19 protein-coding genes are annotated in these 18748 nt (G+C 53.3%); 10 read left to right on the top strand and 9 right to left on the bottom strand.

What is annotated here, in order from left to right; all coding sequences use genetic code 11:
- Positions 1–64 precede the first annotated feature (64 nt).
- The 6 genes from ccmE to BLO43_RS14090 form a co-directional block, all read right to left on the bottom strand.
- Positions 65–514 (bottom strand): cytochrome c maturation protein CcmE, encoded by a 450-nt coding sequence (ccmE, locus tag BLO43_RS14115; protein WP_074633075.1) that lies wholly within the window; start codon positions 512–514, stop codon positions 65–67.
- The gene (gene ccmD / locus BLO43_RS14110; RefSeq protein ID WP_254773491.1) at positions 498–662 is read right to left on the bottom strand and encodes a heme exporter protein CcmD; all 165 of its coding nucleotides are present in this window, start codon (positions 660–662) and stop codon (positions 498–500) included. The genes ccmE and ccmD overlap by 17 nt, the downstream gene beginning before the upstream one ends.
- A gap of 29 nt (positions 663–691) precedes the next feature.
- Positions 692–1432 carry a heme ABC transporter permease CcmC gene (gene ccmC / locus BLO43_RS14105; protein WP_074633073.1) on the bottom strand — a complete coding sequence of 247 codons (741 nt, stop codon included), beginning with the start codon at positions 1430–1432 and terminating at the stop codon, positions 692–694.
- 275 nt (positions 1433–1707) lie between these two features.
- The gene (gene ccmB, locus BLO43_RS14100; protein ID WP_074633072.1) at positions 1708–2367 is read right to left on the bottom strand and encodes a heme exporter protein CcmB; all 660 of its coding nucleotides are present in this window, start codon (positions 2365–2367) and stop codon (positions 1708–1710) included.
- 1 nt (position 2368) lies between these two features.
- Positions 2369–2983, bottom strand: a complete 615-nt coding sequence (gene ccmA / locus BLO43_RS14095) for a cytochrome c biogenesis heme-transporting ATPase CcmA (protein WP_074633071.1) — start codon at positions 2981–2983, stop codon at positions 2369–2371.
- Positions 2984–3339: 356 nt separating this feature from the next.
- The gene (locus BLO43_RS14090) at positions 3340–4281 is read right to left on the bottom strand and encodes a DUF5996 family protein (RefSeq protein WP_090907641.1); all 942 of its coding nucleotides are present in this window, start codon (positions 4279–4281) and stop codon (positions 3340–3342) included.
- A 213-nt stretch (positions 4282–4494) separates the two neighbouring features.
- Here BLO43_RS14090 and tadA point away from each other — a divergent pair, with 213 nt between their 5' ends.
- The 6 genes from tadA to BLO43_RS14055 all read left to right on the top strand — a co-directional run bounded on the left by tadA (position 4495) and on the right by BLO43_RS14055 (position 10656).
- Positions 4495–4989 (top strand): tRNA adenosine(34) deaminase TadA, encoded by a 495-nt coding sequence (gene tadA, locus BLO43_RS14085; RefSeq protein ID WP_090907613.1) that lies wholly within the window; start codon positions 4495–4497, stop codon positions 4987–4989.
- Positions 4989–5468 (top strand): L,D-transpeptidase, encoded by a 480-nt coding sequence (locus tag BLO43_RS14080; RefSeq protein WP_090907612.1) that lies wholly within the window; start codon positions 4989–4991, stop codon positions 5466–5468. Before tadA ends, BLO43_RS14080 begins: the two co-directional genes overlap by 1 nt.
- Before the next feature lie 695 nt (positions 5469–6163).
- Entirely contained in the window at positions 6164–7843 is a 1680-nt protein-coding gene (locus tag BLO43_RS14070) for a CTP synthase (protein ID WP_074633065.1), read from the top strand.
- Positions 7844–8125: 282 nt separating this feature from the next.
- Positions 8126–9409 carry a phosphopyruvate hydratase gene (gene eno / locus BLO43_RS14065; RefSeq protein ID WP_074633062.1) on the top strand — a complete coding sequence of 428 codons (1284 nt, stop codon included), beginning with the start codon at positions 8126–8128 and terminating at the stop codon, positions 9407–9409.
- A 158-nt stretch (positions 9410–9567) separates the two neighbouring features.
- Positions 9568–9888 (top strand): cell division protein FtsB, encoded by a 321-nt coding sequence (gene ftsB, locus BLO43_RS14060; protein ID WP_254773488.1) that lies wholly within the window; start codon positions 9568–9570, stop codon positions 9886–9888.
- Between the two features lie 381 nt (positions 9889–10269).
- Positions 10270–10656, top strand: coding sequence for a LapA family protein (locus BLO43_RS14055; RefSeq protein WP_090907610.1), 387 nt, complete (start codon positions 10270–10272; stop codon positions 10654–10656).
- A gap of 321 nt (positions 10657–10977) precedes the next feature.
- Here BLO43_RS14055 and BLO43_RS14050 read toward each other — a convergent pair whose 3' ends face one another.
- Positions 10978–11529, bottom strand: coding sequence for a YaeQ family protein (locus tag BLO43_RS14050; RefSeq protein ID WP_074633054.1), 552 nt, complete (start codon positions 11527–11529; stop codon positions 10978–10980).
- A 562-nt stretch (positions 11530–12091) separates the two neighbouring features.
- Between BLO43_RS14050 and nikR the strand changes: the two genes are divergently transcribed.
- From nikR to BLO43_RS14030, 4 genes are all read left to right on the top strand, one after another.
- Positions 12092–12553, top strand: coding sequence for a nickel-responsive transcriptional regulator NikR (nikR, locus tag BLO43_RS14045; RefSeq protein ID WP_090907609.1), 462 nt, complete (start codon positions 12092–12094; stop codon positions 12551–12553).
- Between the two features lie 400 nt (positions 12554–12953).
- On the top strand, positions 12954–13169 hold the full coding sequence (locus tag BLO43_RS14040) for a hypothetical protein (protein WP_090907608.1): 216 nt from the start codon (positions 12954–12956) through the stop codon (positions 13167–13169).
- Positions 13170–13199: 30 nt separating this feature from the next.
- Positions 13200–16382: an efflux RND transporter permease subunit gene (locus BLO43_RS14035; RefSeq protein ID WP_090907607.1), complete on the top strand. Its 3183-nt coding sequence runs from the start codon at positions 13200–13202 to the stop codon at positions 16380–16382.
- Positions 16372–17577 carry an efflux RND transporter periplasmic adaptor subunit gene (locus tag BLO43_RS14030; RefSeq protein ID WP_090907606.1) on the top strand — a complete coding sequence of 402 codons (1206 nt, stop codon included), beginning with the start codon at positions 16372–16374 and terminating at the stop codon, positions 17575–17577. Before BLO43_RS14035 ends, BLO43_RS14030 begins: the two co-directional genes overlap by 11 nt.
- A 63-nt stretch (positions 17578–17640) precedes the next feature.
- On the opposite strand, the gene BLO43_RS14025 is transcribed toward BLO43_RS14030, so the two are convergent.
- Together BLO43_RS14025 and BLO43_RS14020 are read right to left on the bottom strand one after the other, a co-directional pair.
- Positions 17641–18276: a response regulator gene (locus BLO43_RS14025; protein WP_090907605.1), complete on the bottom strand. Its 636-nt coding sequence runs from the start codon at positions 18274–18276 to the stop codon at positions 17641–17643.
- A gap of 161 nt (positions 18277–18437) precedes the next feature.
- Positions 18438–18748, bottom strand: a 311-nt coding sequence (locus tag BLO43_RS14020; protein WP_254773487.1) for a sensor histidine kinase, incomplete at its 5' end; no start/stop codon positions are given.

Genomic DNA, 18748 nt, shown 5'->3' with positions numbered 1-18748 from the left:
GTTATAAGCCATGGTCAGGCCTGTTTGAATCAGGAAAAAATTTTCTCGCCTCGCGAGCCGGCGGTTATTGCACCAATACTGTTTTCCGTGCCTTGTCAGCTTGTTCCAAGGCGCTTGCCGCTTCCGGCGGCATGTAGTTTTCATCGTGTTTGGCTAGTACTTCGTCCGCGCGGAAAACACCGTTTTCAGCCAGCTTACCTTGAGCCACCACGCCTTTGCCTTCCTTGAACAGATCGGGAAGAATCCCTGTATAAACAACGGGAATCACTTTTGCGGTGTCGGTCACGACGAAGTTTACCGTCACGCCATCGGGCTGACGCTTGACGCTGCCTTCTTCCACCAGGCCGCCGATGCGAAAGCTTTTGCCCAGAGGGGCTTCATTGGCCGCCACCTGGGTGGGGCTGAAGAAAAACACCAGATTACTCTGAAACGCATTCAACACCAATATGGAAGCAACACCCAGCGCGGTTACGCCGGACGCGATTATTGCCAGTTTTTTATGACGCGGTTTCATTTCTCTTCTCTTGTTTAGTTGACTGATGAATCAGACTGAGATGCCGGAGCAAAGTTCGCTTGCGGTTAAAAACAAGAATAATTTCCCCGGCTATGCAAACAAGCGCCACCAGATAGGATCCCCACACGTAAAATCCATATCCGCCCATATCCAGAAAATCCGACATACTGGCCCAGATCACCGCGCCGCTCCTTGTAATTCACCTACCCACGCCGTGTGACGTTCGCGCTCCAGAATGACGGCCCGTGTGCGTATCAGAACGACCGCGATTGCATACATCCAGCACGCGAGCGACATGATCAGCATGCCGGTGAGCATGGTCGTGGCCATCTTTGGAGACTGGGTAATGCTGACGGACGCTCCCTGATGCAGCGTATTCCACCATTTCACCGAAAAATAGATGATGGGTATGTTAACCACGCCCACCAGAGCAATCATGGCCCCCGCTTTGTCGGCACGGCGGGGGTCGTCGATTGCCGCCTGCAGTGACATGAAGCCGATGTAGAGAAATAACAGGATCAGTTCGGATGTGAGTCGCGCATCCCATACCCACCATGTTCCCCACATGGGTTTGCCCCACAGGGCACCGGTCCATAAGGCCAGAAAGGTGAACATCGCTCCTGTTGGCGCAATGGCTGTGGCAATCATCGAAGAAAGCCGCGTATTGAAGGCAAGGCCGATGCCGGCCCACATCGCCATGATCACGTAAAGGAACATGGACATCCAGGCGGCGGGAACATGGATGAAAATAATGCGATAGGCCTCACCCTGTTGAAAATCGGTGGGGGCTACAAAGAAGCCGATATAAAGTCCCACCGCACACAATACAATCGCGGCGATGGAAAATAGCGGGATCATTTTACCGGCAAGAAAATAGAAACTTGCCGGGGAAGAATATTTGAACCAGTTTATCGCCATGTTAAAAAATACTCATTCCGTATCCCAAGTTTACGCTTCAGGTGTGTAACTCATAATTTTAAACTAAAAACCTTGAATTCAGAATTGGTTTCTTCAGGAACGTGTGAATAAGTTCTTGCGGATCTCCACGGGCTACTGGCAGGGACGGGCCTCGCCGCGCTGCACTCCTGACATCATCGGCTGGCTACGACCTTTCCAAGACCTTTGTAGCGCGCCTCGTGACTATCCCGATTTTGCTGCCAATCCGCCCGTAAATGACTTGTTCGGAAGCTCCTTTACTCCATTGAAATTCGTAGTGAAAGAGCAGCCGTCCATGGCGCCAGTACCAGAGACGCCAGCAGAAAAGCACCCAGCAGCGACATGTGTGCGCCGGCTCCCAAGCCGGCGGCACTGGCCTCGACCGCGCCCGCACCAAAGATCAATACCGGAATATACAGCGGCAATACCAGCAACGAAACCAGTACGCCGCCGCCTCGCAACCCCAAGGTGAGCGCCGCGCCGATCGCACCAATCAGGCTTAGTACGGGCGTTCCCAGCAGCAACGAGGCAGTCAGCACCAGCAACGCATCTCCCGGCAGATCATACTGGATGCCCAGCACGGGCGCCATCAGCACCAGCGGCACGCCCGTTACCAGCCAGTGAGCCAGTGCCTTGCCCATTACCAGAAGAGAAAGTGACTGAGGCGAGATCAGCATCTGTTCCAGTGTGCCATCCAGATGGTCGCTGGCGAACATTCGCCCCAGTGACAACATCGAGGCCAGCAGCGCAGCCACCCACACCACACCGGGCGCCATGGTCCGGAGTATGTTCATCTCCGGCCCCACGCCAAGGGGAAAGAGGCTCACGACGATGACGAAAAAAAATAGTGTCGTCAGGACATCTGACCGCCGCCGCATCGCGAGCAGAAGGTCGCGCTGAATTATCCAAAGAAACATGTCAGGCGAGCTGCAACCGCTGGGTTGCAACGGCGGTTATCTCGATCTCCTGATGGGTTGTCATCACGATCATGCCGCCATGTTCCAGATGCTGCTCCATCAAGCCTTGCATCAGCTTCACAGCGGCGGTGTCGAGCGCTGTCAATGGCTCATCCAGTATCCATAACACGGTTCCGCATACCAACAGGCGTGCCAGCGTTACCCTGCGCCGCTGTCCCTGTGACAATACCTTGGCCGGCAATAACTCGCGTCCTCCCAACCCCATGTGCTGCAAGGCATCATGGGCTTTGCGCTCATCAATTTCGACACCTCCCAGCGCGCTGGAAATGCGCAGGTTCTCAATAGCGGTCAAATCGTCCTTGACGCCGCCCAAGTGTCCGAGATAGGTCATCGCAGCGTAATAACCATCTCCCAGGGCGCGAATTTCAGCGCCATTCCAGCGGATCTCGCCGTGGGCGGGCGTCGCCAGCCCGCACAGCATACGCAGAAGACTGGTTTTACCGCTGCCATTGGGCCCCTGAACCTGCATCAGTCCACCGGCTTCGAGGGAGAAATTGACGTCACGGAATAATCGGCGGTCGCCGCGCACGCATTCCAGATTGTTTCCTTCCAGCATGGGTATCTGTCGAGGCCGAAAAAACCGGCATTATAGCGTATCGGGGGCAGGGAGGCGTAGTCTGACAGGTTGCCGGAATTAAAGGAGATCGACCGCAAAGCGTTTGACCCGTCCAAATTTAGCACTACCTTGCCGCTACAGCAGATTGGTTGGACAGATTTGACAGTTAAGAGGTATGTGCACCCGGATGCCAGGCGCGACAACAATCAGGCGTGAAACGTTTGCAAGAATTCGCATGCGGCACAATGCCGCTGTACTTATTAGCGATCTGTATTTTATGCGTTGCTTGCATTGCCTCGCGCGCCGCTGATTTTATCCAGGGAGAAATCGTCCCTATGGATCATCCCTTGTTATGGTTATGTTTGGGTAATTTTTCGTTCCAGCGCGGGACGATCCCAATTCGCCAGCGTAGCGGCAGCGTCGTAAGTAGTCTGGAGAAACAGGAGGAGCGCTTGCGCCGGATTTTCAGCTGTTCGTACAGCTTCGTACGGAAGAATAAAAAAACGGAGCTGGTCATGGAAATAGGCTGCCGCTGGTTGAACGGGATATTTATCGAAACCGGCGGGAAAGGGATAAGCATAAGCGTAGAAAGCAGCCTCGCCTAAACCCATCCCGGGCCAAAACCCCGCGCTCGACACTTCATGCGAATACGCATCTTGCGTTACCCGGATAGCGACGTTGGGCGCGCCCCCGGGATGCTTCGGCGCGGTTCGCCCGGAAAACCGGGTGACAGCCAGATCAATTCCTCCCCAGAAGAATTGCACCGGGCTCACCTTGCCGATGAAGCGGGCGCGGAAATCCTTAAAGATACAATCGGCATGCACGAGCACATGCCAGAAGCGAGCAACGGTATCTGCATCGTAGCTTGCATGCTGATCATCCTGCTCAAACGGGATTGCCACTTCGACCTCAACCGGCCGGGCGAGGATCTTGACTTCGATCCCCAGTTCGCTGAGTGTCTGCATCGTCTTGCGGTAGAAACTGGCGACCGACATAGGCTCGAGAGCAAATGCCTGATCGGCGCCTGATGAGGTAGTGATCCGCAGCACGTGGGCGATAAAATCGAAGTCGATCGCAAACGTAAGCGTCCCGTAGGGGATGGGCGAGGTGGTAAGGCCACGCGTGGTGACATAGAACGTTGACCCCCAGCAGTGGTTGATGTCTGGCGAAAGCGCTAACCGGATTTTGCCGATGACTTGTGTCCACATGTGGAAGGTGGTGCAGGTGTCCTGCCAATCCTCCAGCAGGGGCAGCTTGGGCCAAGCGCTGCGGGCGTTAACTGCATAACGGGTTGTCATGGTCATTTTTCTCAGGTTGCCTTCGCGTAGTGCGGATATCGCATGTACCGTCGTTACTCCATTTAAGATTCCGGCTCCTAAATGGTATAACCTCCGTTATTATTTTTAGGCTACATTGTTATAAATAGCAAAGCACGTAATAAAATCGCGCTGGACTTACACACCTGCTACGGGTACAAACCCCAATAATGAGCATTTCATCGTGATCGATACATGAATCAATACCAACCATCGGATATTGACTTCATGCGTTCGGCCCTCGAACTTGCGAAACAGGGGCAAGACGCGGGCGAGGTGCCGGTGGGCGCCGTGGTGGTGAAGAATGGGACAATTATTGGGCGTGGTTACAATCGTCCCATTACAACAGCCGATCCGACCGCCCATGCGGAGGTAATGGCGATGCGCGATGCGGCCCAGTATCTGGGTAATTACCGATTAGCGGATTGCACGCTTTACGTGACGCTGGAACCCTGCGTCATGTGCGTGGGAGCGATTTTTCATGCGCGTATCGCGCGGTTGGTCTATGGTGCGGCGGACCCGAAAACGGGTGCATGCGGGAGCGTAATCGATTTACCGGCGGAGAATCGGCTTAATCATCATATGCAGGTGACCGGCAATGTGCTGGCGGAAGAGGGGGGCGACAGATTGAAACAGTTTTTCGCGGAACGGCGCAAGGTAGCGGCAAATGGCGGCGATACAGGGCACTGATGAGAATCATCATCAATATTCCCTCTCAGGAACTGGATTTATATGACGATAACGAGAATATTATCCGGCACTACCGTATTTCCTCAGCAAAAAATGGTGTAGGACAGGTAAACGGCAGTTTCTGCACGCCCTTGGGAAAACACATCGTTCGCGCCAAGATCGGCGCGGGTCAGCCGGTCAATACCGTGTTCGTCAGGCGCCGGCCCACTGGTGAAATTTACACGCCGGAACTGGGCGCCAGCTTTCCGGGTCGTGACTGGATTTTAACGCGCATTCTATGGCTTTCCGGCTGTGAGCCGGGTTTCAACCGCCTGGGGCCAGTGGATACCATGCGCCGTTATATCTATATCCATGGCAGCCCGGATAGCGTGGAAATGGGCAAGCCCGGCTCCATCGGCTGCATCCGCATGCGCAACCAGGATTTGCTGGAATTGTTCGATCTCGTGAGCGCCGGAACCGAAGTCGATATTAAGGCCTGATCGTTATGGCTGCCGCAAAATCCGAATTCTTGAGAGGCTTGAGACATGAACAGAGCCCGGTCTATAAGGGTGATCGCGAGCCAAAGAATTTCACCATATTAGGGCCTGTTAACACTTATTTCGTACCTGCGTTTTTTGTGTAGCAACCCGAAGGGACGGGACGGATTTCATCCAGCCCTTCGTTACTCGCCGCTTACGGAAGCCTGCTCCGCCGCGCGGCTCAAGCCTCGTGCTGGATGAAATCCGTCGCCGTCGCGGGTACAAAATAAGTGTTAACAGGCCCTAAGCACATGTAATCCAGGATGTTGATGGGTTACGCTATCTCACTCATCCTACCTAACCTGGCCGGCTAGCACAGGTCTTGGCAATATTGCTTATATAGCCAAATGTTTCTGCATCATCCCCTCTGTTTGATGAGCACGGGTCTTGTCGCGGTGATCTCGGCGTCTAGCCGGAAAAAACGATAGCGATGAACAAAATCCTGCTATCCCATCATTCCCTCACTATCATTTTTACCCAAAACAGCCGGCAAACCTTTCACTCGCCAATGTACTTTCTGTAATAAATGACGGGTATAAAGGATAGGTTTAAGTAACGAACAGGCGTCGTCGGACGATTTTTTCGTGAGCGAGAAACCCGCTTTACTATTCCGGTTGATTTGTTCGGGCAGGCCTTTTCGGGTATCATTAGCAGCCATGACAAAGTATGTATTTGTAACCGGTGGCGTAGTGTCTTCTCTCGGGAAAGGTATCGCGGGCGCCTCTCTTGCCGCTATCCTCGAAACCCGGGGCATCAAGGTTACCCTGCTCAAGCTGGACCCCTATATCAACGTGGATCCCGGCACCATGAGCCCATTTCAGCATGGTGAGGTATTTGTCACCGAGGATGGAGCGGAAACCGATCTCGACCTGGGACACTATGAGCGCTTTATCAGCGCCAGGATGAGCCGGCGCAACAATTTCACGACCGGCCAGATTTATGAAAGCGTAATCAAGAAAGAGCGGCGCGGCGATTATCTCGGCGGCACCGTGCAGGTCATTCCGCACATCACGGATGAGATCAAGCTGCATATCAGGGCCGGCGCGGGAGATGCGCAGGTGGCCATCGTCGAGATCGGCGGCACCGTCGGTGATATCGAATCGCTACCCTTCCTGGAAGCCATCCGGCAGATGGCGGTGCAACTTCCCCGGGAAGATACCTGTTTCATCCACCTTACATTGCTGCCCTATATCAGTTCGGCAGGAGAGCTAAAAACCAAGCCGACCCAGCATTCGGTGAAGGAATTGCGCGAGATCGGTATCCAGCCGGATGTGCTTCTGTGCCGTGCCGACCGTGAATTACCGCCGGATGAGCGCCGGAAAATCGCGTTGTTCACCAATGTGCGGGAAGAAGCGGTGATTTCAGCGGTGGATGCGAACAGTATTTACAAAATTCCCACGCTGCTGCATGAGCAGATGCTGGATGAAATCGTTTGCCATAAGCTGAGTATTCTCGCAAAAGCGGCTGATTTGAGTGTCTGGAAGAAACTGGTGCATGCGCTGGAACATCCGGAACGCACGATAGAGATCGCGCTGGTAGGAAAATATGTGGATTTGACCGAGTCGTATAAATCCCTCTCGGAAGCTTTGATTCATGCCGGGATTCATACCCGCAGCAAAATCAATATTCACTATACGGATTCCGAGAATATCGAGAAACGAGGAATTGATTGCCTCGCCGGTATGGATGCGATACTGGTTCCCGGTGGATTCGGCAAACGCGGGGTGGAGGGCAAGATCATGGCCATCCGTTACGCGCGTGAAAACCGTATCCCTTATCTCGGCATCTGCCTGGGCATGCAACTGGCGGTGATCGAATACGCCCGCGACAAGGCCGGCATGGAAGGCGCGCACAGTACCGAATTTAATCCGGATACTTGCTATCCGGTCATTGCCCTGACCACTGAATGGCATACCCGGGAGGGACAGTTGGAAGTTCGCGATGCCAAGTCGGATCTTGGCGGCAGCATGCGGCTCGGCGGACAGGAATGCTTGCTGATAGACGGGTCGCTGGTACGGAAAATTTATGGAGCGGATAAAATCGTAGAACGCCATCGCCATCGTTATGAAGTCAACAATGAATACATTCCCCGGTTGGAGCAGGCGGGGCTGCGCATAAGTGGTGTGTCGGCGGGAGAAGCCTTATGCGAGATGGTCGAGTTGCCGCAAACCGAGCATCCCTGGTTCGTCGCCTGTCAGTTCCATCCTGAATTTACCTCCGCGCCCAAATCGGGCCATCCATTGTTCACGGCATTTATCAAAGCAGCCATTGATTTTGCTGAGAAGCGTGTTACATCCGAGGCGATAGCTTCCGGTAAATTGAAGAACATCGCTTAATAAAATTTATATATTGTTTATGAGCCACTCCCGGTTTGGTGCCCACGCAGAATGGGTAAGCATGGCCGTAACCCATCAAACCCCGCGCTCCCCTACCGATTGGCCACCTTGTATGTTTTATTCCGTTGAAACCGGTTTGCCCTCAAGGTTTGAGCTGGAAGGGATGAGGTAAGCAGTGAGCCGGGTAAGGAGTGAAACAGGCTGAATGATGGGTTGCGCTTTGCTCCACCCATCCTACGAAAATTTAATAAAATTTAGATAAATGACCCAGGGAAAAATAGTATGAGTGCAATTGTAGATGTCATCGCGCGCGAAATTCTTGATTCACGCGGCAACCCCACTGTTGAGGCGGATGTATTGCTCGAATCCGGCGTACTGGGTCGGGCGGCCGTGCCTTCCGGCGCGTCTGTTGGTACCAGGGAAGCGGTTGAATTGCGCGACGGGGATGCGCAGCGCTATTTTGGCAAAGGCGTATTGAAAGCCGTGGAAAACGTCAATACCGAGATTGCCGAAGCTATCATGGGGCTGGATGCCATGGAGCAGACTTTTATCGACCGGACGCTGATTGATCTCGATGGCAGCAGCAATAAATCAAGACTCGGTGCCAACGCGGTTCTTGCGGTTTCGCTGGCGGTGGCGAAAGCGGCAGCGGAGGAATCGGGTTTGCCTTTATATCGCTATCTGGGGGGTGCCGGGTCGATGTCCATGCCCGTACCCATGATGAATATCATCAATGGCGGTGCTCACGCCAATAACAGGCTCGATATGCAGGAGTTTGTGATTATTCCGCTGGGGGCGCAAAGTTTTCGCGAAGCGCTGCGTTGCGGCGCCGAAATATTTCATACGTTGAAGGGGCTGCTGGACGGCAGGGGGATTAACACGGCAGTGGGCGACGAAGGCGGATTCGCTCCAAGCCTGGCTAATAACGAGGCAGCATTGCAGTTGATCGTGGAGGCCATCGAGAAGGCGGGTTATTTGCCTGGTCCGGATGTTGCCATCGGGCTGGATTGCGCCAGCTCGGAGTTCTTCCGTGACGGGAAATACCATTTGACATCGGACGGATTGAGCCTGAGTTCCGGACAATTTGTCGATTATCTCGCCACCTGGGTCGACAAGTATCCGATTATCAGCATCGAGGACGGCATGAGTGAGCATGACTGGGATGGCTGGAAACTGCTCACCAGCCGGCTTGGAAAATCGGTGCAACTGGTCGGTGACGACATTTTCGTGACCAATAGCGGTATCCTCAAAGAAGGCATAGCGCAAGGCATAGCAAATTCCATCCTTATCAAAGTCAACCAGATCGGCACGCTTACCGAAACTTTTGCCGCCATAGAGACCGCCAAGCGCGCGGGCTATACTTCGGTGATTTCGCACCGTTCCGGTGAAACCGAGGATACCACCATCGCTGATATCGCCGTCGCCACCAACGCACTGCAAATCAAGACCGGTTCGTTGTCCCGCTCTGATCGCCTGGCCAAATACAACCAGTTGCTACGCATCGAGGAAGATCTGGGGGACGCAGCAAGCTACCCTGGACGGGGCGCCTATTACCAGTTGCGATAAGGGTACTCCCATCATTTCATAAGGTCAGCGCTAATTCCTTAAAGAAGAAGTGGGGGCGTTTGAAAGTGGCGTGTATGCAGGCAAGTAAGGCGAGTCCCCAATGAGAGCGGGGCAGGCAGGGATTGCTTATGTAAATGGTGATCTGCAGGGATATTCAAGTGAAAGTACTACTGAGTCTTATACTCATTGCTCTGATTGCCCTGCTGCAGTATCCGCTATGGCTGGGCAAGGGGAGCTGGCTGAAAGTATGGGAATTCGATCAGCAAGTGTTGGCACAACATGAAATCAACCAGAAGCTGCAAATCCGGAATACCACCCTGGACGCGGAAGTGCGCGATCTCAAGCAGGGTTCCGATGCCATTGAAGAGCGTGCCCGCAGCGAACTGGGCATGATCAGGAAGGATGAAATCTTTTTCCACCTGCTGGAAGATAAAAAAAATACTTCGCAAGCGAGCCAGGTTGAAGAAGGAAAACCGTGAAGCGGTAACAAGAAGTAAAATACACCGATTTTCACAGGGTAAAAACGGTACAACGGTACAAATGTCCTATCAGCGGAAGCCGGTATCCAGTGGTTTCCAAAGCATTTTATTGCCGGTTTGAATCGAATTTTCCCGGTTACACCCGGAACGACCCAATTCATCGTATTTTCTCCTCCGCCTCAAGTTCTGTCCTCCTCCCAGCTGTTTTTTGGCTTCGATCTTCAAGCCTGCCGACTGATTGCCAGCATGGAAGAGTCATCGTATTCTTGCTATTCTTGCTATTCTTGCTTCATGGACAATCTGCCCTATATTCTTTTCACCAGGAAAGCCGGGATAGCTGAAGCCCGTCCAATGATGCCAATCAAATAGCGGAATAAAACCATGCATCTGCTTCTAATAGTGGGTATCGTCCTCGCCATAGGCGTTGTGGGGTTCTCTTTACAGAACAACGTGCCGGTAACGGTATCCGTTGCCTTGTGGAGTTTTGATGGCTCCTTGGCTCTGGTGCTGCTGCTTGCAATGGGCTTGGGGGTACTTATTGCCGGGTTGTTGTCCTCGCCGAGTATGATAAAAAGCCGGTGGACGCGTTCGCGGCTTCGGAGTCAGGTTTCGCGCCTGGAACAAGACAAAATAGCGCTGGAGCGGCGTATTGTTGAACTGGAAGCTGAACTTGAGAGGCTGGCGCCAAGACCGGTTCAGGAGGAGCCACAACGTTTCCCCGGATTAAGGGCCTTGTTTATAGAAGGCCCTGGAAAATCTAAAGAATGAATAATTTTATGACATGGGAATGATCGCTCCGCGGTTCCCATGAGAGTGGGCCGCTTGGGCCGGTGCTGTGAGCGTGGTGCGGGACCTAAGGGTGAAGGGCGCAAAATTGCCCGGATGTGGCGGAAAGATGACGGATGGCTAGGGCCTGTTAACACTTATTTCGCACCCGTCCCTTCGGGTTGCGCACAAAAAAACGCGGATGCCGCGTTACGAAGCTTGGCCATAGGCCTACTATGGCCTGCGCTTCGCGCCTTGCCTTCGCGTTTTTTTGTAGCAACGCGGGTGCGAAATAAGTGTTAACAGGCCCCAGGGTAGTCCATCTCAGGCCGGTAGTGGGCTCTTTAGTGTTACCAGTTCAATCAGTACTGACTCAGTCCCATCGGCAAGCCAAATTTGCTCATCCTGAATAGTACAGTTCAAGCACATGCTGCGTTGTGCCCGTTTTGCAATGGCGCGACTGGCTTCCAAAGGCAGATTGGTCACCGTCAGGTTCTTGATCTGTTCGAGTTTGCCGCGGCATTGACTCCACCACATATCGGCGACACGCCCGCCATAAGTGTAAACGAAGACCCGGCCGGCACGACCACAGGCTTTGCGGATCAGTTTTTCATCCGGGAGACCTACATCTATCCAGAACTCGATAGCGCCCGTTAAATCTTTTTGCCAGAGATCGGGTTCATCATGGGTACTCAGTCCGTTGCCAAACGATAATGCTTCATGGGCGTGGAGCGCGAAGGCCAGTAATCGCACCATCATGCGTTCATCGGTTTCCGATGGATGGCGGGCGAGAGTGAGCGCATGATCCCGATAATAATTGCGGTCCAGATCCGCGATTTGCAGATCGGCTTTAAAAATAGTTGCTCCAAGCGCCATATAGAATGTACGTTGTTATGTGGCGGTTGACTATCCGACACCTTACCAGCAGGCAATCAAGCCTTGTGCGTCAAGTGCCGCGGCTCAACAAGTTTTTGTTATGCCTGGTAAAAGGATACTTCACACAAACGGAAACAAGCTCATGAGGACGATGTCAGCTGTTGACATGCCCTGAGGTGTTAACAAGATTGATTATCACATAAGCCGGCTTACCGTCCGATAGCTTTTATGGGAATCAATCGTCAGGTCTGTGCACAAGCTTTCGATTGTCAACGGGGTAATTCCCATAATAAGACTGTGGATATCGCCAACTAATCCAATGGTACTGGTGTAGGGAATCCCTGACAAGAGGCTCATTTATCTTACAACATGTTCCAGCTCATCCTTACAGACATCTCGGCTGTGTGTGGTATTTTTATTTACCTGCAGATCCAGGTGTCAGATATAAAGGGAAAGCAGTAAAAAAACACCATGATTAGAGTGTTGTCACATTAATGACGAAATGAATCCCCATAAATAAAAGAAATTATTGCAGGAACAAATAATCTGGGAGAAAGTAAATATGGAACGTCTAACTATATCGCTTAATGATCAACTTGCCGAGCAGTTCGATGTTGTTATGCATAATCGCGGCTATTTCAATCGCTCGGAAGCCGTCCGTGACCTGATACGAGATTTGCTCGATACCGTCCACTCGGAGGAACATGTGGAAGGTCACTGTATTGCCACACTCAGTTATATATACAGTCATCACGAAAGTGAGCTGGCCAGCTCGCTTACCGCGGTGCAACACGACCATCATGATCTAACACTATCTACTATGCATGTACATATGGATCATGATAACTGCCTGGAAGTGGCCGTCCTGAGCGGGACTATCAAGAATGTAAAAAAATTTGCCAATCATATTATCGCTACACGCGGGGTCCGGCATGGCAAACTGCATCTCCTGCCAGTCGATATCATGCAAAAACAATGTATTCCTGAACCCTTACCGCATGTTCATAGTGTCGCGCTTGCATGATTATGAAGCCGGCCATATGGGCGCGCCCACAAGCACCTAATATTGGCCGGATTACGGATATCAGCAGATCGCGATGGGATTGTTCTTGGTGAGATAGGCGGATGCACCTGCACGTATTGTCCTGATGGCGTATTCATCCTCATGATACGTGCTTAACATCAGTATTTGATGCTTCGCATCATCGTTCATTATTGGTTTTTAGTACTTCCAGACCATTCATGCCTGGCATGCTGACATCCAGCAATGCCCTGTCCTATCCGCCAACGACGACGATATCGGTTGTTTCGCCAAGAATCCGTTTCAGCCCGTCCCGAAAAAGCCTATGTTCATTAGGTAGAAAGACTATTATTATCACGCCCAGTACTCCACAGAGGACGCCTTTTCTTCTCGCAGGAGGAAAATGGCTCCTCTGGGGCGCCGTGTGGCAGGCAACCCCGGACTATACCGATTGGCAGCCACTGCCCGGTGGATATCCCAATCTCGACAAATCGAGTCAGGTCTTGTCAGACGTCTGAATATTCCACTAGTTACAGTTCTCGGAAACCTGGATCTCGACAAGGTATGGATTCAGGCGATGACATCCATTACTCTGGGAGGCCTGATGACCCATTTTTAACGCAACGCACTAATTTTCTCACTATTTCTTATGATTGAGATCGTTCGCGTTGCCCTGCGGCGCCCGTATACATTTGTTGTATTAGCGCTTCTGCTCCTCATCATCGGTCCGCTTGCAGCGCTTCGCACGCCCACCGATATCTTCCCGGATATTCGCATTCCGGTGATTGCGGTTGTCTGGCAATATACCGGGCTGCCGCCGGATGAAATGGCGGGACGAATTACAACCCTGTTCCAGCGCTCGTTGACAACGACCGTCAACGACATCGAGCACATCGAAGCGAATTCGTACGCCGGTTCTGGAATCATCAAGGTTTTTTTTCAGCCGGGCGTAGACATAGCGGTTGCGAACGCGCAAGTCACGGCAATTTCGCAGACCGTTGTAAGGCAAATGCCGCTGGGTACGACGCCCCCGCTGATCCTCAACTACAACGCGTCGACGGTACCGATTCTTCAGCTCGCACTTTCCGGCAAGGGCATGTCCGAGCAAACCCTGGCTGATCTCGCGCTCAACTCGGTCCGTACGCAGTTGATTACCGTGGCGGGTGCAGCGATTCCTTTTCCGTATGGCGGCAAGACGCGCCAGATACAGATCGACCTCGATCCGGCAGCACTGCGGGCGCGCGGATTAACTGCGCAGGATGTCGGCAATGCACTTGCCGCACAGAACCTGATCACGCCGATTGGCACGCAGAAGATAGACGCATTTGAATACACGCTGCAGTTGAACAGTGCAGCGTCCGTAATCCAGGACCTCGGTGACCTGCCGATCAAGGTGGTTAATGGCTCAACGATATATATCCGGGATGTAGCACAGATACGCGATGGTAATGCGCCGCAGACCAACATCGTACATGTTGACGGTACACGCTCCGTGGTGATGACGGTACTGAAGAATGGCGTGACTTCAACGCTCGCCATCGTCGCTGGTATCCGGTCGAAACTGGCCCAGATCAAACCAGCGTTACCGGACAATCTCCAGGTTGTACCCATCAACGACCAGGCCTTGTTCGTGCGTGCAGCAATCAAGGGTGTCGCATTGGAAGGCGCTATTGCCGCGGTGCTGACAAGTATCATGATATTGTTATTTCTTGGCAGCTGGCGCTCTACCGTAATTGTCGCGGTGTCGATCCCGCTGTCTATCCTCGGTGCGATCATCTGCCTGGCGGCACTTGGCGAAACCCTCAATATCATGACTCTTGGGGGGCTTGCGCTAGCCGTTGGCATCCTTGTCGATGACGCTACAGTGACCATAGAGAGCATCAACCTGCATTTAGAAGAGGGGAAGGATGTCGAGACCGCCATCATGGACGGCGCCACGCAGATCGCAACTCCGGCGTTCGTCTCGTTGCTATGCATTTGCGTCGTTTTTATACCCATGTTCTTCCTGGAAGGTGTTGCGCGCTTCCTTTTTGTACCCATGGCAGTGGCAGTGATGTTATCGATAGCATGGTCTTTCCTCCTTTCGCGTACCCTGGTGCCGACCATGGCGAAATATCTGCTCCATCCGCACGCGCATCACGACGAGCAGGAACAGTCGCCGCGCAATTCGCTGGTGCTTTTTCAACGTCGCTTCGAAGCAAGTTTCGAGCACGGCCGTACTCGCTACCGTGAATACCTGACCCTCGCAATGGCGCACCGCCGCATATTCGTCATTTGCTTTCTCGCATTCGTGCTTGCCTCATTTTTGTTGTTACCATTTCTCGGCCGCAATTTCTTCCCAGCGGTCGATAGCGGCCAGATCCTGATGCACGCACGTACTCAGGTTGGTACACGGGTGGAAGAAACAGCGAATCAGTTCGCCGAGATCCAGAAAGCAATTCGCAAAATCATTCCACCGCATGAAATTGAAGTAATAGTCGACAATATAGGTCTACCGCCCAGCAGCATCAACCTGAGCTATAACAACACGGGAGTTATGGGTACGCAGGATGGCGACATTCAGGTCGCGCTGAAGCAAGGCCACCAGCCCACTGGCGGCTATGTGCGCAGGTTGCGTGAAGAGCTCCCGCGCCAGTTTCCCGGGATCACATTTTCGTTCCCGCCAGCCGATATCGTCAGCCAAATCCTGAATTTCGGTTCGCCAGCGCCAATCGAGCTGCAGATCCGCGGCAACGATCTGGATGCGAGCTTTGATTATGCCAACTCGCTGCTGCCGAAAATACGCGCGATCCCCGGCATCGCCGACGTGCGTATCCAGCAGTCGCGAAGGAGACCGGTCTTTGATATTGACGTCGACCGTACGCGTGCGCAACAGGTCGGTATTACCATGCGCGACATTACCACCAGCCTGGTTGCCAACCTTGCTGGCAGCAGCCAGGTAGCTCCGACCTTCTGGTTGAATCCGCGGAATGGCGTGCAATATCCAATCGTAATACAGACACCGCAATACCGCCTGGATACACTTGCCGCGCTTGCCAATCTGCCGGTCGGTGGCAGCGATGGCAACTCTCAGGTGCTCGGCGCTCTCGCCGACTTCACGCGTACCAGCAGCAATGCGTTGGTCAGCCAGTACGACCTCCTGCCAATGGTGCAAATCCATGCAACGACGCAAGAGCGTGATCTCGGAGCAGTAGCTGTCGACCTGCGTCGCATTCTCACCGATACTGCGAGTAAAGTGCCAAAAGGATCGACCGTCTCATTGCTCGGCCAGGTACGCACGATGGAGAGCGCATTTTCGGGCTTGTTGTTCGGACTACTTGGCGCAATTGTGCTTATCTACCTGTTGATTGTCGTAAACTTCCAATCGTGGACCGACCCGTTCGTCATCATTACCGCATTGCCGGCAGCGCTTGCCGGCATCGTCTGGATGTTGTTCGTGACACATACACCAATCTCGGTGCCGGCACTAACCGGCGCCATCATGTGCATGGGGGTCGCAACCGCGAATAGCGTACTTATGATCAGCTTTGCGCGCGAACGTCTTGATGCGATCGGCGACGCGACCGCCGCCGCACTCGATGCCGGATTCGTGCGTTCGCGGCCGGTTTTGATGACAGCTCTGGCGATGATCATCGGCATGGTGCCGATGGCGCTGGGCCTCGGTGAAGGCGGCGAGCAGAACGCACCGCTCGGCCGCGCGGTCATCGGCGGCCTGGTCTTCGCAACAGTCACAACACTGATATTTGTCCCCATTGTTTTCAGTATCGTGCACGACAGGCCCGGCGAGAAGCCAGCCCCGGATTCCGTTGCCGGAGAAATCCATGCCGCCTGACACTTCAGCTCCTGATATGGCGCTGCGCAAACTGCGCCTCGCAGGTATTGTTGCCGCGGTCATCGTTTTAATCATCGTCATCACCGGTCTTACCTTGCGAGCCTTTGATCACGAGCGAATGCGCGAGTGGACCGATGAGCAGGCTATCCCGTCCGTAACTATTCTCAAACCCGGCAAGCAGGGCGATACCCCAACTCTTGAGCTACCCGGCCGACTGGAAGCCTATTCGCGTGCATTGCTATATGCTCGTGTCAGCGGTTATCTGAAAAGCTGGAAAGTCGATATTGGTGCTCCGGTCAAAGCGGGGCAATTGCTCGCCGAAATCGAGACTCCAGACCTTGACCAGCAACTGTTGCAGGGGAAGGCCGATCTTGCCAGCACACGGGCGAACGCTTCGCTTGCTGAAGTCACCGCCAAACGCTGGCAGCTACTGGTGGACTCGAATTATGTGTCGAAACAGGCAGCCGATGAGAAGATTGGCGACTTCATGGCGAAGAAAGCATTGGCAGACTCTGCACAGGCGAATCTCGATCGTTTGCAAGCACAGAAAAATTTTACCCGCATCGTTGCACCGTTCGATGGCCTCGTCACCGCGCGGGGAACTGACATCGGCGCGCTGATCAATGCCGGCGACGGCGTGGGGCAGGAACTCTTCGAAGTATCCAAGACGAGCACGTTGCGCGCCTACGTAAACGTGCCGCAGACTTACGTACCAAGCATCCCGCCGGGGACCAAGGTGAGAATCACGGTGCCGGAGCGTCCGGGCAGGATTTATTCTGCAGCCGTTGCCTCGTCGGCGCAGGCGGTCAATATCGCGTCAGGCACAACATTGATGCAGATTCTGGTCGATAACGCGGACGGAGAGCTGATGCCCGGTGCGTTCGCCAACGTAAGTTTCGATCTGCCTCGCAATATTGTCGTGCTGAGCGTGCCGGCAAGTGCACTGATGTTCGACAAAGCAGGTCTCCGCATTGCCACGGTTGGGCCTGGCAACAAGGTTATACTGAGGACGGTCACGATCATGCGCGATCTGGGCAAGGTCATCGAATTAAGCTCGGGTCTTGCCGCCGACGATCGCGTCATTGAAAATCCGCCCGATGGTATTGCTGAGGGTGATCTCGTGCGCATCGCCGACATCGCTAAAAAGGCGGGTGGCGCGGAGGGTGCATCCGGCAGTAGCAAAGGCCTCTACTGAGATTTAGGAACTCATATAGTGGTATAGTGGTCAGGAAAGATCAACATGGGTTGGCATAACCGGCTATTCCATTAATTTGTGTTCGGTTACGTAGCGGACTAATTGAGCATTGTTCTGCATATTCATTTTTTCCAGAATACGGGTACGATAAGTACTCACGGTTTTGGCACTTAATGCCAACTTTTGCGAGATTTCCGTTAAGGATATTCCAACGGCGATAAGCTTGAGGACATCGAGTTCCCGATCGGAGAGTATGGAATGTAGCGGTATTGAAGCTGCTGGACCGAGGTCGAACAGTAATTTCTCCGCCAATTCCGGATCTATATATTTTCCTCCGTTTGCCAAGCGACGGATAACAGAAATCAGCAGATCGATTGGACTGTTCTTGGTGAGATAAGCGGATGCGCCTGCGCGTATTGTCCTGATAGCATATTCATCCTCATGATACGTACTTAGCATCAGCACCTGATGTTTTGCATCATCGGTCATTATCCGTTTTAATACTTCCAGCCCATTCATACCCGGCATGCTGACATCCAGCAATGCCACGTCCCATCCGCCGTGGCGCATTTTCTTTAAGGCTTCGAGTCCGTCGGTCGCCTCGCCGACGACGACGATATCCGATGTTTCGGCAAGAATCCGTTTCAATCCGTCCCGGAAAAGCCTATGGTCATCAGCCAGAAAGACTCTAATTATCATGCCTGTTACTCCATCGGGGGCAAGTTGACGCGAGGGGACTCTGGTCGATTTGCCAGTGTCGGGTAAAATATATCCAGTAGAATGTCAAAAGTGTGCCGTCAGATTAGAAGGTCGCTTGTTCGGCTTCGATTCGTCAGGTCGGGCTGCCAGCGTGAGATCATTCACGAAACCCCTTTGCATATCTTTACCGGCAGGCGCACCTTGACCACGGTTCCTTGCTGCGGCGTACTGGAAATATCGATGCGCCCCCCCAGCACCGCTGCCCGCTCGCGCATCCCAACCAGGCCAAATGATTTTTTTCCTGCGACGCCTGTCGCATCAAACCCCTTGCCGTTGTCGCGCACCTCAATCAAGAGGTCACCCGCCTCCTGCGACAAGATGATCTCGACATGGCTTGCCCCGGCATGACGGGTCACATTGGTCAGGGATTCCTGCACAATCCTGAATATCGCCACGGTCTGATCTTCATCCA

This window comes from Nitrosospira sp. Nsp13 (assembly GCF_900101945.1).
Taxonomy (GTDB): Bacteria; Pseudomonadota; Gammaproteobacteria; order Burkholderiales; family Nitrosomonadaceae; genus Nitrosospira; species Nitrosospira multiformis_D.
The sequence above is the reverse complement of the archived record's forward strand: the minus strand, read 5'-3'. Positions and strand labels throughout refer to the sequence as shown.

Bases quoted from the DNA above. Each gene is read 5' to 3' on its own strand.
- ccmE (WP_074633075.1), bottom strand. From the start codon at position 514: ATGAAACCGCGTCATAAAAAACTGGCAATAATCGCGTCCGGCGTAACC.
- ccmD (WP_254773491.1), bottom strand. From the start codon at position 662: ATGGGCGGATATGGATTTTACGTGTGGGGATCCTATCTGGTGGCGCTT.
- ccmC (WP_074633073.1), bottom strand. From the start codon at position 1,432: ATGGCGATAAACTGGTTCAAATATTCTTCCCCGGCAAGTTTCTATTTT.
- ccmB (WP_074633072.1), bottom strand. From the start codon at position 2,367: ATGTTTCTTTGGATAATTCAGCGCGACCTTCTGCTCGCGATGCGGCGG.
- ccmA (WP_074633071.1), bottom strand. From the start codon at position 2,983: ATGCTGGAAGGAAACAATCTGGAATGCGTGCGCGGCGACCGCCGATTA.
- BLO43_RS14090 (WP_090907641.1), bottom strand. From the start codon at position 4,281: ATGACAACCCGTTATGCAGTTAACGCCCGCAGCGCTTGGCCCAAGCTG.
- tadA (WP_090907613.1), top strand. From the start codon at position 4,495: ATGAATCAATACCAACCATCGGATATTGACTTCATGCGTTCGGCCCTC.
- BLO43_RS14080 (WP_090907612.1), top strand. From the start codon at position 4,989: ATGAGAATCATCATCAATATTCCCTCTCAGGAACTGGATTTATATGAC.
- BLO43_RS14070 (WP_074633065.1), top strand. From the start codon at position 6,164: ATGACAAAGTATGTATTTGTAACCGGTGGCGTAGTGTCTTCTCTCGGG.
- eno (WP_074633062.1), top strand. From the start codon at position 8,126: ATGAGTGCAATTGTAGATGTCATCGCGCGCGAAATTCTTGATTCACGC.
- BLO43_RS14055 (WP_090907610.1), top strand. From the start codon at position 10,270: ATGCATCTGCTTCTAATAGTGGGTATCGTCCTCGCCATAGGCGTTGTG.
- BLO43_RS14050 (WP_074633054.1), bottom strand. From the start codon at position 11,529: ATGGCGCTTGGAGCAACTATTTTTAAAGCCGATCTGCAAATCGCGGAT.
- nikR (WP_090907609.1), top strand. From the start codon at position 12,092: ATGGAACGTCTAACTATATCGCTTAATGATCAACTTGCCGAGCAGTTC.
- BLO43_RS14040 (WP_090907608.1), top strand. From the start codon at position 12,954: ATGGCTCCTCTGGGGCGCCGTGTGGCAGGCAACCCCGGACTATACCGA.
- BLO43_RS14035 (WP_090907607.1), top strand. From the start codon at position 13,200: ATGATTGAGATCGTTCGCGTTGCCCTGCGGCGCCCGTATACATTTGTT.
- BLO43_RS14030 (WP_090907606.1), top strand. From the start codon at position 16,372: ATGCCGCCTGACACTTCAGCTCCTGATATGGCGCTGCGCAAACTGCGC.
- BLO43_RS14025 (WP_090907605.1), bottom strand. From the start codon at position 18,276: ATGATAATTAGAGTCTTTCTGGCTGATGACCATAGGCTTTTCCGGGAC.